This is a genomic window from Aminobacter sp. BA135, assembly GCF_050859125.1.
Classification (GTDB): Bacteria; Pseudomonadota; Alphaproteobacteria; order Rhizobiales; family Rhizobiaceae; genus Aminobacter; species Aminobacter ciceronei.
Map to the genome: position 1 here is coordinate 243,989 of NZ_CP139574.1, position 16,737 is coordinate 260,725.

Annotated in this window: 14 protein-coding genes and 1 pseudogene; 10 read left to right on the forward strand and 5 right to left on the reverse strand. The window is 60.4% G+C overall.

What is annotated here, in order from left to right; genetic code table 11:
* The first annotated feature begins 52 nt into the window (after nucleotides 1-52).
* The 3 genes from SLT36_RS31845 to SLT36_RS31855 are packed head-to-tail and all read left to right on the forward strand — an operon-like array spanning nucleotide 53 to nucleotide 2,594.
* Nucleotides 53-718, forward strand: a complete 666-nt coding sequence (locus tag SLT36_RS31845) for an amino acid ABC transporter permease (protein WP_432289325.1) — start codon at nucleotides 53-55, stop codon at nucleotides 716-718.
* Between the two features lie 12 nt (nucleotides 719-730).
* Nucleotides 731-1,510 (forward strand): amino acid ABC transporter ATP-binding protein, encoded by a 780-nt coding sequence (locus SLT36_RS31850; protein ID WP_432289327.1) that lies wholly within the window; start codon nucleotides 731-733, stop codon nucleotides 1,508-1,510.
* Between the two features lie 7 nt (nucleotides 1,511-1,517).
* A complete protein-coding gene (locus tag SLT36_RS31855) occupies nucleotides 1,518-2,594 on the forward strand; it encodes a saccharopine dehydrogenase family protein (RefSeq protein WP_432289329.1) in 1,077 nt (358 codons plus the stop codon).
* A gap of 111 nt (nucleotides 2,595-2,705) precedes the next feature.
* Here SLT36_RS31855 and SLT36_RS31860 read toward each other — a convergent pair whose 3' ends face one another.
* The 4 genes from SLT36_RS31860 to SLT36_RS31875 all read right to left on the reverse strand — a co-directional run bounded on the left by SLT36_RS31860 (nucleotide 2,706) and on the right by SLT36_RS31875 (nucleotide 7,972).
* Nucleotides 2,706-3,305, reverse strand: a complete 600-nt coding sequence (locus tag SLT36_RS31860) for a hypothetical protein (RefSeq protein ID WP_432289331.1) — start codon at nucleotides 3,303-3,305, stop codon at nucleotides 2,706-2,708.
* A complete protein-coding gene (locus tag SLT36_RS31865; RefSeq protein ID WP_432289332.1) occupies nucleotides 3,265-4,185 on the reverse strand; it encodes a hypothetical protein in 921 nt (306 codons plus the stop codon). Before SLT36_RS31865 ends, SLT36_RS31860 begins: the two co-directional genes overlap by 41 nt.
* Before the next feature lie 160 nt (nucleotides 4,186-4,345).
* On the reverse strand, nucleotides 4,346-5,884 hold the full coding sequence (locus SLT36_RS31870; protein ID WP_432289334.1) for a Fic family protein: 1,539 nt from the start codon (nucleotides 5,882-5,884) through the stop codon (nucleotides 4,346-4,348).
* A 753-nt stretch (nucleotides 5,885-6,637) separates the two neighbouring features.
* Nucleotides 6,638-7,972 carry a PLP-dependent aminotransferase family protein gene (locus SLT36_RS31875; RefSeq protein WP_432289336.1) on the reverse strand — a complete coding sequence of 445 codons (1,335 nt, stop codon included), beginning with the start codon at nucleotides 7,970-7,972 and terminating at the stop codon, nucleotides 6,638-6,640.
* Nucleotides 7,973-8,071: 99 nt separating this feature from the next.
* Here SLT36_RS31875 and SLT36_RS31880 point away from each other — a divergent pair, with 99 nt between their 5' ends.
* From SLT36_RS31880 to SLT36_RS31900, 5 genes are all read left to right on the forward strand, one after another.
* Complete coding sequence (locus SLT36_RS31880) at nucleotides 8,072-9,046, forward strand: nitrate ABC transporter substrate-binding protein (RefSeq protein WP_432289337.1); 975 nt, start codon at nucleotides 8,072-8,074, stop codon at nucleotides 9,044-9,046.
* A gap of 74 nt (nucleotides 9,047-9,120) precedes the next feature.
* Nucleotides 9,121-9,951 carry an ABC transporter substrate-binding protein gene (locus SLT36_RS31885; protein ID WP_432289688.1) on the forward strand — a complete coding sequence of 277 codons (831 nt, stop codon included), beginning with the start codon at nucleotides 9,121-9,123 and terminating at the stop codon, nucleotides 9,949-9,951.
* Nucleotides 9,952-9,957: 6 nt separating this feature from the next.
* The gene (locus SLT36_RS31890) at nucleotides 9,958-10,866 is read left to right on the forward strand and encodes an amino acid ABC transporter permease (protein ID WP_432289339.1); all 909 of its coding nucleotides are present in this window, start codon (nucleotides 9,958-9,960) and stop codon (nucleotides 10,864-10,866) included.
* A complete protein-coding gene (locus SLT36_RS31895) occupies nucleotides 10,853-11,626 on the forward strand; it encodes an amino acid ABC transporter ATP-binding protein (protein WP_432289340.1) in 774 nt (257 codons plus the stop codon). The genes SLT36_RS31890 and SLT36_RS31895 overlap by 14 nt, the downstream gene beginning before the upstream one ends.
* 30 nt (nucleotides 11,627-11,656) lie before the next feature.
* Nucleotides 11,657-12,841, forward strand: coding sequence for a M20 aminoacylase family protein (locus SLT36_RS31900; RefSeq protein WP_432289342.1), 1,185 nt, complete (start codon nucleotides 11,657-11,659; stop codon nucleotides 12,839-12,841).
* Between the two features lie 729 nt (nucleotides 12,842-13,570).
* Here the strand turns inward: SLT36_RS31900 and SLT36_RS31905 are convergent.
* Nucleotides 13,571-14,413 (reverse strand): 3-keto-5-aminohexanoate cleavage protein, encoded by an 843-nt coding sequence (locus tag SLT36_RS31905; RefSeq protein WP_432289343.1) that lies wholly within the window; start codon nucleotides 14,411-14,413, stop codon nucleotides 13,571-13,573.
* 92 nt (nucleotides 14,414-14,505) lie between these two features.
* Here SLT36_RS31905 and SLT36_RS31910 point away from each other — a divergent pair, with 92 nt between their 5' ends.
* Nucleotides 14,506-15,390 carry a MurR/RpiR family transcriptional regulator gene (locus SLT36_RS31910; protein WP_432289345.1) on the forward strand — a complete coding sequence of 295 codons (885 nt, stop codon included), beginning with the start codon at nucleotides 14,506-14,508 and terminating at the stop codon, nucleotides 15,388-15,390.
* A pseudogene (locus SLT36_RS31915) lies at nucleotides 15,387-16,722 on the forward strand (aspartate aminotransferase family protein). The gene SLT36_RS31910 and the pseudogene SLT36_RS31915 overlap by 4 nt, the downstream one beginning before the upstream one ends.
* Nucleotides 16,723-16,737: the final 15 nt, after the last annotated feature.

Here is a 16,737-nt window from a genome sequence, read left to right on the forward strand (position 1 = left end):
CCGGAGCGCGCTGTTGTCTGGGCGCATTGGTCGGTATCGAGGGAGCCAGTGCATGACATATAACTGGGACTTTCACTCGGTCTGGCAGTATTACGACCTTTTCGTCTGGGGGCTGTGGATCAGTGTTGTCTACACCTTCGCCTCGATCCTATTTGGTGTGCTGATCGGCTTCGTGGCCTGCGCTGCGCGGCTTTCGCGCTGGCGGGTTCTCAATTTGACGGCCCGCGCCTACCAGGAGATCTTCCGCTGCACGCCGTTGCTGGTTCAGCTGCTCTGGTTCTACTATGCGTTTCCGTTGCTCGTCGGCGGCTCGATCGACAACCGGGTTGCAGCCCTGCTGACCCTGTCGCTTTATGTCGGCGCGTTTTACGCCGAGATCTTCCGAAGTGGCATCGTGTCGATCGACAAGGGCCAGCGAGAGGCGGCCGCAGCTATCGGGATGAGCCCGTGGCAGTCGATGAGGCGCATCGTACTGCCCCAGGCGCTCAAGCGGATGCTGCCGTCCTTCATCAATCAGTCGGTCATCCAGTTCAAGAATACCTCGCTTGTCTCGGTCATCTCTGTGGCCGACCTCGCCTACATGGCCGCGGTCGTAAATGGCCAGACCTACAGGCCACTGGAGTCCTACACAGTGATGGCCCTCCTCTATATTGCCATGCTGCTACCGCTAACGCAGGCGGCGGACTGGATCGAAAAACGCCTTCGTGTCAGCGATTAACGGAAACGGGCCATGAAAACCAACGCCAACTCTACCGCAGCCGTGCCGGTGATCTCAGTCGTCGGCCTGCGCAAGAGCTACGGTTCGCACGAAGTGCTCAAGGGAATTGACCTTTCACTGTTCCGTGGCGAAGTGGTTGCCTTGATTGGCCCGTCGGGGTCTGGCAAGTCGACTCTTATCCGGTGCCTTAACATGATGGAGACGCCAAGCCAGGGCGTCGTGAGCTTCCGTCAACAGGACGTGGGCGACCGCTTTCGCGACACTGGCGACAAGATCGGCATTGGAACGCTGCGCCGCCATGTTGGCATGGTGTTCCAGCACTTCAACCTGTTCCCGCACAAGACCGTGCTACAGAACGTGACGGAAGGGCCCATCGTGGTCTGCGGTCGCCCGCGGCAGGAAGCCGATGCCCTGGCAATGGACCTCTTGAACCAAGTCGGCCTTGTCGACAAGCACGCGGCCTATCCCAACCATCTCTCTGGCGGTCAGAAGCAGCGCGTGGCGATTGCCCGTGCACTGGCCATGGAACCGGAGGTGCTGCTGCTCGACGAAGTGACGAGCGCGCTCGACCCCGAATTGGTCGGCGAAGTTCTGGCTGTGATCAAGCGACTGGGGGAGGGTGGTATGACCATGGCCATCGTTACCCACGAAATGTCGTTCGCCGCTGAGGTGTCGAGCAGGGTCCTGTTCCTTGACCACGGCATCATTGCCCAGGAAGGCCGGCCGGACGACATCATCTTGAATCCGCAGAACGAGCGGCTCCGGTCCTTCGTTTCGCGCTTCAAGTCCTGAGGTCACAATGGAGAAGTTCAAGCTCACCATATTCGGTGCAGGCAATGTAGGCACGGCACTAGCTGTAACCCTCACCAAAAACAGTGACTTCGCGATCCAACTCGTCGACCACAACGAAGATGCACTCCATCGCGCGCGCGCCTTGAACATTGATGCCGGTTTTCGAGCGCTACGCGGGGGGGAAGAACTGGATCCGATCTTGTCGGACCAGGACATGGCAGTTTCCGCCGTACCAAACATTGCGGTGCCTCGGATCGCTGCGGCGGCCGCCCGAGCAGGCGTGCACTATCTGGATTTTTCAGCCGCTAAGGACCAGACGCGGTCCATCCTCGAGCCGCTGTCGCAGAGGCGAGCCGTCATGACCGGCTGCGGCGCCTCACCAGGAATCGTCGAGAATATTGCCTTTGGATTGTTGCGCGAGTTTTCACCAGTTTCCGATCTCATTATTCGACTTGGCGCAATTCCACGATATCCGAATAACAGGCTTGGCTACGGCCAGATATGGAACGTCGACGGGCTGATCGACGAATACACGCTACCCAGCATGGCCATCCGCAATGGGCAGTTGGTGGCCCTGTCTCCGCTAGAGGATTATGAGCGCTTTTGCGCAGAGGGTGTCAACTACGAGGCCTTTGCCACCTCGGGAGGAGTTGACTGTCTCAAGCTACTGTCCGATTCTACTCTGAGGAACGCAACGTTCAAGACTATCCGCTATCCAAATCATCTCGACTATATGCGGTTTCTGCTTGATGACCTTGACTTGCGTAACCGCCGGGACATGCTGAAATCCCTGCTCTACAACGGACTGCCGGTGATAGAGGACGACGTGGTTCTGGTCGTCGTCACCGCACGCGGCTATCGCGGACGCCAGCCGACGGAACGAACTGTCTGCCACCGCTTTGCATCGGTCCGAAGCCTCGGACCGTTCAACGCTTTGACGCAGTTGGCGGCTGGCTATGCCGGTTCGCTGATTTCTGCGCTGCAGGAAGGAAGCATACCCCTGCAAGGTACCGTAGTACAACACGGAGGCGAGATGGCTGAGTTATTGTCGAGCCCATACCTCAGTCCGCTGCTTGTCGATTGACGATGATCAACGAGTTCTCTCGCAACTAGCATGCCCTCGTTGGGCGGGGCCACATTTGACATGACCGCGTTGTACTGAACGAGCAGTTCCCAACGATCAGCCCTGAAAACGCTATGAGCGTAGGAAGGCACGTTCGCTGGTCATGTGCGCTCGAAACGTGCCATTGGCGGCAGCAATTGGATCGACGAGTTGTCTCACAAGGAGCCCGCCTGATTGAACGAGCCTATGAATGGCAAGATTTTCGACCGGCCCGTTCTCGTCAAATACGGGATCATTGACGAGATCGGAAGTGTGGCGGGGGCACGTCAGTCTGCGCGGCCGGAAGCGAATGGCAGAAAGGCGCCGGTTGTTGGCACCGCCTTCCAGCCGCAGCTCTTCCGCCTTGCGGAAGAAATCCCGCGCCATCAGGAGAAAGCCATCCACCTGCGGAAGCATCTCATTCTGGCGCGCGAGATACTCAAGCACCATGGCTGCCACGAAATCCTCCGCCCACGGCTCAGCCTGCCATCCTCCCAGCACAGTCTGGCCGGAGACCAGCCAGGCATCGCCGGCCGCCAGCACATGGGGCACGTTATCGACAAAATCAGACCGGCGAATGGCCTCCATCGCGAGCGTCGTGGCTATAACGTCGGGAGCGGCTTGGCCAGCGTCTCGCGGAAGCGCGCCTAGGTCAGGAATGACTTTCGTGATCAGCCATGACACGGCTTTCATGATAGCGATCATCACCCAGCCATTGAAGCGCCACCGCCGCCAACGCCGTGGCGCGAACACCGGATAGGGCGCCCCCTTCTCTGGTTTCGTTCCAACAACCTTCAACCTCCTGGCGACACACGAGGCGGTCCGTCAGAACAGCTATTTCGCGGCGCAGATCGCCGACAAGTTTCGGACTTCTTGAACAGCGCCAGAGGGCGTATCCGATGTCTTCGACAGACGCAGCGACATTGCCCTCAACAGCGCCGAGCGCGATCATATGCGCGGCGCATGCCGCCAATGCTGCCTCAAGGCGGGCAGCTTCCGTCGCGCTCCCGTAGAGGTCGAGGAACCATGCCAGCGAATAAGACCAGTCGGCAGGCAAGTCCTGCCGGTTGTTGTCTCTCACGAGGACTGCCACGACCGCATTGCGGCCTTCAGGTGTACGGGGCTCTACTCCCAGGATCGGATATAGTTTAGGTGTCGGCTGCTGAAGGATTCGTGCCGGCACGAGCGACAGGGCTTTGTCGAGAGTTGGCGGGAAGTTCTGCAATTCTTCCGCCAGGTCGTCAGAATCTCTCCGTCGTCCCTCCCGGCGCGCCTCGACATACTCTGCGGCAACCACAGTCACTGTGCGCTGCGCACGTTCAGCGGTACCCATGGCAATCAGCTCTGCGGGAATGTCGCCGTGCTTGATCGCCCAGTGCGTCCGGTGCTGCTCGAACTGAGCAATGCCCAGCTGATCCGCAATTCTCAATACTTCCGCCCTGTCGAGATAGGCATGTTCCGGGTCAAGTTCGAAGGTGAAGGCCAGCTCATGTCCTCGCCGGACGATATTGCGAATGCGTCCGTGTCTGACCACACGGGCATGCGGGCCGCCGGCTCCGACTTCGTACATCAATAGCGTAGGTATTTGCTCCAGCTGACGCAGGGTCTCAGGGCGCGCGAGGTCGATAGCCGCTATATTCCTTGAACCGGTCAATGGTTGATGTGAAGGGCTGTGTTTCCCACCATTCACCGTGGCCGGAGACGAGCAAATTAAACATGTGACACCAACGCTTTCACGCCGCCTTCTCCATAGACCACTGCACCCGCTCGGCCAGGAACGCGGCAAACGGCCCGACATCCATGTCGACACTCGCTGCCTCAAGCCCTGCGAGATAGGCGCTACGATCCTCCACTCTCACGACCGTCCACGGGTAGCCCCCCGCTGCCAGCATGGCATTCATCAGAAACCGCGCCATGCGCCCGTTCCCGTCAGGATAAGGATGGACGTAGCCCACAAGCCAATGCCCCAGCACCGCGCGGACAGCGGGTTCGGTCTCCTTTTCCAGCAGATCGAAGAGCGCCTGCATGCCTTCGGGCACGGCCTCGGAACGCGGCGGCACGTGAGACGAGCCGCGCAGATAAACGGGGTGATTGCGATACCCGGCAAGGGCGCTCGGTTTCAAAATGCCCGCCACGACAGACGGGCCGAACAGTTCACGATACCAGTCCCGGTGCTGGTCACGCACGAGCGCGCCGGGTTGCGCGCCGTCCAGAATCGCGGCGACCGAATCCTTCACTTTCTGAAAGGCCTGCCAGTATCCGCGCGCGGCAAGGGCATCGCGGCTCTGCCTGTCCTTTTCATCGATTTCAGGGTTCCATCCGCCCTGCCGCACGCGGTCGATCAGTTCGGGCGTCACGCTATAGCCTTCGATGGACAGCGAGTGGTAGGCATCACTCTCATAGATGTCCTCGACAAACTTCATGTAGCGCCCCTTATCCGCAGGCATGCCCGGTGCTTTGGGGAATATCTCCATGACCGGCCCGCGCTGGCTTTCCCAGATGGCATTGAGTCGGGCGACGATGGGGGCCACGCCCGCAACGACTGCCGGAACATAGATTTGCGCGACAAAGGGATCGCTCTCTCGCACATCAAAACCGGCACTCTTCATGGTCTTGACGATTTCATCGGCGAAACCATCGCGGCCCACGCGACGGAAAGCCCCGGCAAGGCGCCCCGCCACAGCGGAGTGACCGCCATCGAGCAACCGGCCGAGGATGCCGGACACATCGCGGACCGCACCCAGCACGACCTGCGCCTCGATGGGCGCGCGCTGGAAGAAGGACTCGGGGACCTTCACGAGGGCGGCGTCCGGCGCGTAGAGACGCAGGCCGTTTCTCTCGACCAAATCTTCTCCTGACGACATCTCTTTGACCTTGAGGTCATAGATCGAGGTGCCGAACAGAAGCTCCAGATTGTTGTTTGTCCCTTTGGCGCTGTTGACGATCACCTGCCGGGGAATTGCGGTCGCTTCGGCATGAAGCAACAGCGACTGCTCCGGGGACAGGAACCAGTCATTCCCGAACCGGTCGCGACAATAGCGGGCGCAGAACTCCCAGAACGAGGCGTACCACGGGGTGGTGTCGCCCGGCTGCGCCTGCGGCCCGGTCGACATGAGCCAGCCCTTGATGACATCACGCAGGAACCCATGTTGCAGGAGCCGCTCGCGATGAACGCGGCTCAGGTCGCTGGATTTGAATATGCGCCGCCCGCCGCTTTGCAGCTCTTGCAAGGCGCTTAGGGAGTTGGCGAGCTTTTCGTTCGGCGTAGGCATGTGGGTCGCATCAAGTTTTTTATGTCGTGCGGTCACAAGTGTATAATGATGCGACACTCCAAGTCAATCGCGTCGCGCACGTACAAGTCTTTTATGTTGTGTTAGTTCACGTAAATTATGTTAACATACTGCGATTTATGATGTTTCTTCCTTAAATGTGGTATCGAGACGCCTGTCGGCTTGGGGCACCGCTTGGCACCCGGTCCGACTCGCTGGACGCGCCCCTTTGATGAGGCCCCGACACGTGCACCGAGGGTTCACAAGATCGCCGATACGCAAAGCCCGCTATATACGCGATCGCGTATATCCCGTTTTTATACGAAGTCGCGTATAGGACTGCCCCTACCGCTCCCGTTCAAAATCCTTGTCATCATCCCCGCGCTCGTTCCCCCGCGCTGACCGCGACGGCCTGATCCGCCGCCCGCCCGCGCCGCTCTCGCTATCAAAAAACCGGCCGAGGCCTAGGCCCAGCAGGATGGTTGTCGCCAAGGCCCCCGATCGCCAGAAAAATCGGGAGAGGTCCAAGCGCCCGGCCACCAAGATACGGACAGTCCGGAACCGGCCTCGTAAAGTACATTCATAGCCTGACATTCACTGTCGGTCGCTGCTGCCATAGGCAATGCTGACAACGCGAATAACGGATCGTGCCGGGTGCAGCGCCTCGAATGGCAGCGCCAGCCGCTGGTCCAGCTACTCGTCAGAGTTTTCGGCCAAAAATTGGATATAGCTGTCGTGACTGGGTCTGCGAAGCGCCTATCTCGGCGTGGCAGCTGCCACCGAGATCGCATCGGCGACGCGATGGACGTCTGACAACTGAAGGACGCTGGTGGCGACGCGAACGGAGCTGATTGGCTTCGTCGAGAACCTGGAGCCAGCACTGACGGCGATGCCGCGCGAGGCCAAGGTTATCAGCGCGTAGTTCTCCGACTCCACCGGAACCAGTACACTCAGCCCGTCGCCTGCGTTGATCTCCACCCCGTGCTCGAACAAGGCTGCTGCCAGAGCGTGTCGGCGCTCCCGGTAGGCCGCCCGTGCCAGGCGCACTACATTTTCGGTTTCGGCATCCTGCAAGAGCCAGGACGTGGCAGCCTGCAGGATGCGGCTCGTCCAACCGGCGCTGAAGCTCCGATATGACTGAACCTGTTCTACAACGCTCGCAGAGCTCGACAGTACGGCCAGTCTCAAATCCGGCCCCAACGTCTTTGAGTATGACAGTATATGGATGACACGGTCCGGAAAGCGGGAACCCAATGAGTGTCGGGCCGCCTCTGAGACGTCGCCGACGCCGTCATCTTCGATAATGAGCGCTCCCGAACCTTCCAGTACGTCGCCCAGGGCTTCTAGTCTTTCTCTTGTGAGTGAGGTGCCGGTAACGGAGTGCACCCTTGGCTGAAAAAGGAACGCGACGGGATTTGCCTTCATCGCCTGCGCCAGCGCCTCCGGAATTGGTCCCGAGCCGTCGCATGCGACAGGGACTATCGGAACGTTGAGATCTTCCAGAATGTCGAGCAGGCGCAGGGCTGTGGGTTCTTCGATCGCCACCGGTGCGCCAGGAGGGACCAGTGCATGCAGCAGCGTGTAGACAGCGTTGTACCCGCCATTCGTGACCAGGAAGGCTCCGGGATCATAGGGCCATGTCGGTCGAACTACCGCCTCGAGTTCCGGTAGGATGCGGACACGCTCGTAGCTGTTCAGCTGGCTGGCCTTCGCGCCATGGACCAGTGCTTGCTCGAGCGGCGGTAAGAGTTCGACATCTGGCGATGCCACGCCGAGGTTCAGGACATCCGGGCCATAATTGCCGCTGCTGACCAGCCGGGTTGGGCGTGGTGCAAAACGATCGCCCATCACCCAGGCCCCATTCCGACCCCGCCCGCCGATGACCTTATGGCGGCGCAGGTCGGCCCAGGCAATGGATACCGTCGCCGGACTTATCCCGAGCGTGAATGCAAGATCACGCACTGACGGCAGCTTGGTGCCGACGGGCAGGAGCCCTGAACGGATCATCGCCCCGGTTTCGAGCGCTATGCCGCGCGAGGTACGATCGCCAAGGCGATCTGCAAACCATTGAGCATCATATCGATCAACCATAGCCGGCAACTTTAAATGTTTAATGTCATAATAACATTTGCTGGAAATGACCTAAACATTTACGGAGCTTTCGTCAAATCCACCGACATGAGGAATTTCATGGGCGTTCCGATCAAAATCGCCACCCGGGACTGGGACTATCTGACACCGCTGATCCTGGGTGACGTGTCCTCGGAGCGCATCGACCTTCAGGTCGACCGGGTCGGAACGCTGATCCCCGACCTTGCGGCGAGCGATGTCTATGATGCCGCCGAAGTGTCCTTCAGCCGCTACACGTCAGCCATGGCGGAGGGCATCAATACGGTTGTCGGCATTTCCTGCTTCATCATGCGCGGCTTTCGCCACAGGTGCATCATCACGACCGAAGCGAGCCCCCTGACCAAGCTGTCGGACCTTGCCGGCAAGCGTATCGGGGTCACGGGCTGGCGTGACTCGGGCAACACCTGGACACGGGCGGCGCTGCGGCGCGAAGGCGTCGGCGTAGAAGATGCATTCTGGGTCGCCGGCCGCCTGACAGCGGCTCATCCGATCGTTGACCGGTTGGACGGCTTTGGTCGCCCTGGACGTATCGAGGCGGCGCCCGGCGAGCGTCCAATGATGGAGCTCCTTGCGGATGGAGAGCTCGACGCCGTCTTCACTCCGTTCATGCCGGACGGGTACTTCGAGAACGACTCAGGTTTCCGCCAGTTGCTGCCCGACTTCCCGGCGGCGGAAAAGGCCTATTTCGACCAGGTCGGGTATGTTCCCGGAATGCATATTGTTGCGGTCAAGGCAAAGCTCGCCGAGCAGCATCCCTGGCTTCCCGGCGAGTTGGCGCGACTCGTCGATGAAAGCCAGCGGGCCTGGACATCCAAGCGGCGCAAATACGCCGAAACAACGCCCTGGATCTTCAATGAATTGCTGCGTTCGGCACGCCATTTGCCGCCAAGCTGGAACGACAGCGGGCTCGAAGCCAACTCCGCTATGATCAGGGGGTTCATCACCGAACTGCGCGAGCAGGGCGTCCTGAAGTCCGACCTTACACCACAGTCGCTTTTTCCCTTTGAAGCCAAGCTTCCGGCGAACGCTGCCTGAAGCAAATCACCAACATGATGGAGGAGAATATCATGAAGAAATCGCTTTGCATTCTGGCCTCGGTCGCAGCCCTGATGGCTGCAAACACGGCCTGGTCTCAGGATATCCAGAAGCAGACCCAGAACGACGACCTGCGCGCACGCCTGCCGCAGGAGATTCGCGACGCGGGCAAGATGGTCGCAGTCAACAACGGGTCGTTCCCTCCCTATGAAATCGTCACCGGAACCGAGTTGACGGGCGCCACCAAGGATATCTCGACGGCCATCGGGGAATTGCTCGGGATAACCATCGACCACGCATCTGTTGCCGGTCTTCCGGCACTGCTCAGCGGCGTCAATTCCGGACGCTATCAGTTCGCCATGGGCCCCGTCGGCGACTATCCCGATCGCCAGAAGGCCAATGACTTTATCGATTGGGCGCGCGAGTATGTCGTCTTCGCCGTCGAGAAGGGCAATCCTTCGGGTATCACCTCGCTCGATGCAACCTGCGGCAAGCGCATCGCAGTAATGGCCGGCGGCTCGGCGGAAAAGGTCATCAAGGAGCAGTCTGAGAAATGCGTTGGCGCCAGTAAGCCAGCCGTCGAGGTGCAGTCCTTCACGGATCAGCCCAGCTCGATCCTGGCCGTACGTTCGAAGCGCTCCGATGCCTTTTTCTCCTCGCAGGCACCGCTGACCTATTTTGTGCAGCAGGCCAATGGCCAGCTTGAGTTGGCAGCCGTCGGTCAGGCTAACGGCTTCAAGGACATCTACCAGGGTGCCGTCGTCAAGAAGGACTCGCCGCTGGGCGGCGTGCTGCTCGACTCGTTCAAGATCCTGAAAGAGAACGGCACCTACGCTCAAATCATGAAGAAGTGGGGTCTCGAGAACAACATCATCGACACCCCCGGCATCAATCAGGGGCAGTAAGAGCCAATGTCCAGTTCCGCTCTGAACCGGACCGAGGATGCGCTGCGCGACGTAAAACTCGCGCACGTACCGTTCCCCCTCACGCGCGTAGCCTTGTGGGCCATCACCTTGCTCGTCGCTCTCGGCTTCGCCTACATCGTGGCGGTCAATCCGAACTTCGGATGGCCGGTCGTCGGTCAGTACTTCTTCGACCCGACAGTCATGCAGGGCCTGTGGGTGACACTCGGCCTCACGGTCGTCGCAATGATCATCGGCGTTGTGCTCGGGCTGATCCTGGCCATTGCACGCATGTCGCAGGATCGGCTGGCGTCTTCGCTGGCCGGCCTGTTCATCTGGTTCTTCCGCGGAACACCGCTGCTCGTTCAGCTCATCTTCTGGTACAACATGTCGACGCTGTTCCCGCGCATTTCCATTGGAATCGCAAGCTGGGACACAAATGACCTCATCACCCCGCTGACGGCCGCCATCGTTGGTCTTGCGCTCAACGAAGCTGCCTACATGGCCGAGATCATTCGCGGTGGTCTGCTTTCGGTAGACAGGGGCCAGGCCGAGACAGCGCAAGCCTTTGGCATGACCAAGGCGCGTGCTCTCAGGCGCATCATCATTCCGCAAGCGATGAAGTCCATCGTGCCGCCAACCGGCAATCAGCTGATAAGCATGATCAAGGCAACCTCCCTGGTCAGCGTCATCGCCATGGCCGACCTGCTCTATTCCGTCCAGTCGATCTACAACCGGACGTTCGAGATCATTCCGATGCTGATGGTGGCGGTGCTGTGGTACCTGTTCATCACCTCGATCCTGAATGTCGGGCAGGGCGCCATCGAACGTTATTACAATCGCGGCGAGCGCGGTGCAGCCACTGACCGGAAGAAGGAAAACACCATAACTGCGGGAGCCGCCGATGAGCGCGTCTGAAACCGTCCTTGTTCGCGCCCGTAGTGTCCACAAGGCATTCGGCCCGCTCGAAGTCCTCAAGGGCATCGACCTCGATGTCGCGGCCGGTGAGGTGGTAGTCATCCTCGGGCCATCAGGTTCGGGGAAATCGACCTTCCTGCGCTGCATCAATCATCTCGAGACGATCGACCAGGGCTTCATCGAGGTGGACAAGGAGCAGATCGGCTTCCGCCTCAAGAACGACCGGCTGAACAAGCTCGGCAGCCGCGATATTGCGGCTCAGCGCAGCAAGATCGGCATGGTCTTCCAGCAGTTCAATCTCTACCCGCACATGACGGCCCTCGAGAACGTCATCGAGGCGCCCATCGGCGTCCACAAGCAGAACCGGGCTGAAGCCACCCGCCATGCCCGCGAACTCCTCACGCGTGTCGGACTTGCCGAGAAGTTCGACGCTTATCCCAGGCAATTGTCCGGCGGCCAGCAGCAACGCGTGGCAATTGCCCGCGCGCTGGCAATCCGCCCGCGGCTGATGCTGTTTGACGAACCCACTTCCGCTCTCGATCCGGAACTCGTGGGCGAGGTCCTGGCGACGATGCGTGACCTGGCCAAGGAAGGCCTGACCATGATCGTGGTTACCCATGAGATTGGCTTCGCCAAAGAAGCGGCTGACCGCGTCGTGTTCATGGATGGAGGCGTGGTGGTCGAGCAGGGTTCACCCGCCGAGGTCCTGACCAATCCCAAGCATCCCCGTACCAGAAGTTTCCTCAGCCGCTTTATCTGACCGGTGGGCCTGAGCAAGGAAAGACGCCTCATGTTTCAAACTTCAAACCAGTTCGCCCGCATTGAGGATTTCGAGGACGAGGCAGCCAAACTTGTTGAAATGCGCAAGCATCTGCATGCGCATCCGGAATTGTCGTTCGAAGAATTCGAAACCGCTGCCTATGTCGCCGAGCGGCTTCAAGGCTGGGGCTATGAGGTGACGCGCAATGTTGGCGGCCTCGGGGTTGTCGGCCGGCTGAGGCAGGGCGAAGGCGGCCGCAGCATCGCCATTCGCGCGGACATGGATGCTCTGCCGATCCAGGAGGCGACCGGCTTGCCCTATGCGAGCACTGTGAACGGCAAGATGCATGCCTGCGGCCACGATGGCCACACGACCATGCTGCTCGGGGCAGCGGAATATCTGGCGCGCACGCGCCATTTCAACGGTACCGTCAATCTGATCTTCCAGCCGGCTGAGGAGGCAGGAAGAGGCAGTGGTGCCCAGGCTATGATCGACGACGGCCTTTTCGAGCGTTTTCCCTGTGATGCGATCTTTGGCCTGCACAACCATCCGGGTGCGCCGGCAGGAACGTTTCTCATGCGTTCAGGGCCGCTGATGGCTGCCGCCGACACCGCCACGATCACCATCACAGGCCGCGGTGGCCATGCGTCCCGTCCGCATTTGACGGTCGATCCGATCGTGATCGCGGCCAACATGGTGATGACACTGCAGACAATCGTGTCCCGCAACGTCAATCCGACGGAAACGGCTGTGGTGACGGTCGGAACCATTCACGGCGGGACGGCGTCCAACGTCATCCCCGAAAGTGCCGAGATCACCGTCAGCATCCGCTCATTCTCGCGCGACGTGCGCGAGACGCTCGAGCAGCGCGTGCGCGATATCGCATCCTCAGTCGCCGGAGCGCATGGGGGCAGTGTTTCCGTCGACTATGAACGCGGCTATCCGGTTGTCATCAACGCGGAACAAGAGACAGCCTTCGCCACCGCCGTGGTCCAGGAACTGGTGGGCGAAGGCAATGTGGGCGTCTGCCCAATGATCCCAGGCAGCGAGGATTTCGCCTATTTCCTGGAACGCAAGCCGGGCTGCTTCCTGCGCCTTGGCAACGGCGAAAACTCGGCGATCCTGCACAGCTCGAAGTACGACTTCAACGACGACAGCCTTACCACGGGCGCGGCCATGTGGGCACGCCTCACCGAACGGTTTCTATCATCATAGCATCGCCTTCGGGGGAGCCCGCAATTTCTCCGCTCACCTACGGCTACTCGGTTGAAGAAATGCCTAATCTCCAGGAGCAATAAGGATCCTGCGCCGCAGCGTACCGGGCGGCTATTGAAATGTCCGCGTTGGATGAAACTGCAATTGATACCACCCATCCTCCATTTCAAAGCCTGAGCACATGTTCATCGTGGGTCGTTTCGTCCCAGACCCTGCCCATCAGTCGGCGGCAGCTCGCCCGTCGAAACCCGATAAGCCGGCTCGACAACGTTCAAAGGTTTCTTGGAGCGGGTACCAGACCGCCAGCGGTTCCCGTGAGGCGGCAATGCCCGGCCCACAGGGCTGAGGGCGCGATGCCAATGCGTCGTCGCCTATCAATGCGCGGTCCGAGCCGCATCGAGTTATCTATCGCCCGATTATCAAGGCCGCATGTGAAGCCAGTTCTCCGTACCAACCTATGCGATCGAACATGGCATCCCGGATCGGGAAATCCACAACGCCGGCGCTGATTTCGCGCGCATTGACTTCGAACACAGGCTGTCGACGATGAAATGCCGGTCGCACACGGCATGGGTGACAACCTCAAGAGCGGGAGGCCTGCTCGGTCAGAAGACATGCCGGAAGAGAGGACCCGCTCGCCCTTGCCGATAACCTCGTAACCAATCGCTCTTTCACCAATGCGACGGATCGTGATCCATTGACCGGGACAGGTCTCCATTGCGCAAGCCATTAAAGAGTTGGTCCGCGAAACAGCGCTCGGCTCGCCATCGCGTCGCAAAGACCGTAGCCGAGTGCCTGCACCGCTACTGCAACCGTTTCGACCAGCGCCGCATTGGATTCTGCTAACTCTCCATCAGGCAAGAAGAGATTGTTCTCGAAGCCGACCCTGACATGGCCGCCAAGCAGTGCCCCAGTGGAGACGCACGCTGCCTCGTGTCGACCGAAAGCGCAGACACTCCAGTTGGAAAAGCGTGGCATTTCAGGCGCGAGAAACGGCAGCAGGTCGGACGGCAGTGAGGTCTGAGATGCGGTATAGCGCCCTAGCACGTAAAGAACCGGTATGTCGTCCCAGGGCACCACACCGCGCCGGATCATCTCATTGAGCCGGGCAGCTTCGGAAGGGTGGTAAAGGATGACCTGCGGCAGGACGTTTTCCTGCTTCATCCAGGACAGCGCATCGGCAAAGGCGGGTTCGGCTGCCTCGTCGGGTGCGAGTTCCCGAAGAGCCAGAGACGCGGCTTCCGGCCGCGCCTCCTTCAACACCGCGATCTGTTCTGCTGGGGTATAAATGCCAAGTGCCTCCGTCGTGATCTGGATTACGAGGCGATTGCCAACCTCGCTGCGGATCGCAGCATCGACCAGCCGATAAGCGTCGGCGTCAAGCAGGTGGCCGCCGTCAGACTTGCGCACATGTGCATGGATCATGCTGGCACCCGATTCGAGGCATTCAGCAGCCGTACGCGCCATGTCGGTCGGCGTCAGCGGTATGGCCGGATGGTCGAGTTTCGTACGCCGGCCGCCGTTGGGGGCAACGGCGATTGCCACCTGTTGCGGCTGGAAAGTGTTTGTCATAGGGGCGACCTCACACATGATTCATGACAATCATCCTTTACAATTTTGAAACATATGTTGCAATCTACTTGCGAGCGGTGTATTTGAACTGCATGCAAAATGGTCCTCTTTCGGAAATGATCGTGCAGGCCTTCGACGCAATGTCGGAGCAGTTGCAGTCAGCCGCGCGCTATGTGCTCGACCAGCCGCGCGAGGTGGCGCTGCTGTCGATGCGCGAGCAGGCGCGGCAAGCGCAGGTCCAGCCCGCCACCATGACACGGCTGGCCAAGCACCTTGGTTTTGCCGGATACGAAGACCTTCGCCAGCTCTATGCCGATGCCATGCGCAATGACGTGACCGGTTTCGCCGGCCGCGTCGGCGCCCAGGCAAGAAGCCAGAAACTCAAGGGTGACCATGCGCTGGCTACCGACATGCTCAGCGGTGTTTGCACCCAGATCGGCTCGCTGTCCCGGGCTGCTTCCCTGGATGGTCTTGTCGAGGCAGCGCGGCGGCTTTCAGCAGCCCGGCGTGTCTATTGCCTCGGCCTGCGCTCCAGTCACTCGCCTGCTTGGCATCTTCACTACGTGCTGTCTCTGGCCGGCAAGCAAGCAATCATGCTCGACGCGATCGGCGGGATTGGTTCGGATATCCTGGGTAGTGCAATGCGCAACGATGTCTTGGTTGCGGTGAGCGTGCTGCCCTACACGCGACAGACCATAGAGCTGACCGAATATGCCCAGTCCTGCGGGGTATCGGTCGTTGCAATCACCGACAGCCCCGTCGCCCCGCTGGCCCAACTGGCCGCCTGCACGGTCGTTGTTCCGACTGAAAGCCCATCCTTCCTTCACACTATGTCACCGGCCTTCGTCGTCGCCGAAATCCTTGGTGCTCTGGTCGCCGGCCAGGCCAGCGATGCCGCGAGCGAAGCGCTTGCCAGCGTCGACAGGCAATCGGCCGCGCTCAACACGCACCTCAAGACAAGGACCAAGCGCCGGTGACCAAAATTCTGCATCGCGCCATCCATGCCCCGTTGCCAGTTGCGGTCGGTGGCAAAGGTGTCGAACTGTTCGACGCAGCCGGCATATCCTACATCGACGCATCCGGCGGCGCTGCCGTGTCCTGTCTTGGGCACGCTCATCCAGCGGTGATCGCGGCACTGCACGAACAGTTGGACCGGCTGGCCTATGCGCATACGGGGTTCTTCACCTCCGAGGCAGCGGAAGCACTTGCCGATCTGTTGGTCGAGGACGCCCCATCCGGCCTGAGCCATGCCTATCTGGTCAGCGGCGGCTCCGAGGCGGTCGAGGCCGCCTTGAAGATGGCGCGGCAATATTTCGTCGAAAAGGGCGAACCGCAGCGCCGGCACATCATTGCGCGCCGCCAGAGCTACCATGGCAACACGCTCGGCGCGCTCGCTGCCGGCGGCAACGAATGGCGGCGCACGCAGTTCAAGCCGCTGCTGATCGAAACGCACCATATCGATCCCTGCTACGCCTACCGCCTGCAGGAAGTCGGCGAAGGCGACGAAGCTTACGCCGCACGAGCCGCCCTGCAGCTCGAAGACAAGATCCTCGAGCTAGGTGCCGATCAGGTCATCGCCTTCGTGGCGGAGACCGTGGTGGGGGCCACTGCCGGAGCGGTTGCGCCGGTTGCCGATTACCTCAAGCGCATCCGCGCCATCTGCGACCGCTACGGCGTGCTGCTGATCCTGGATGAGGTGATGTGTGGAATGGGCCGCACCGGCACGTTGCATGCGTGCGAACAGGACGGCGTCGCGCCGGACCTGATGACAATCGCCAAGGGGCTTGGCGGTGGCTACCAGCCGATTGGTGCGGTGCTGTTGTCGAACAGGATTTTCGAGGCCTTCTCCAGCGGCTCGGGCTTTTTCCAGCACGGCCACACCTATATGGGCCACCCGATGGCTGCGGCGGCCGCCCTTGCTGTCCAGCAGACGATCAAGCGCGACAGATTGATCGCCAATGTGGTCACGATGGGCCACGAACTCGAGCGACAGCTAACCGAACGCCTGGGCAATCACCATCACGTCGGCGACATCCGCGGGCGAGGGCTGTTTCGCGGCGTCGAACTGGTGGCCGATCGTACGAGCAAGAGCCCTTTGACCCGCAACTGAAGCTCAACGGACGGATCAAGAAGGAAGCGATGGCGCGAGGTCTGATGGTCTATCCGATGGGCGGCACGATTGACGGCCGCCTCGGCGACCACGTGCTGCTGGCGCGCCCTTCATCGTCGAACGACGTGACATCGGCCGCATCGTCGAACGCCTTGGCGATGCCATCGACGCCGCGACCACCTCACTTCCAAGCAAATAACACAAGCAAAAAAGG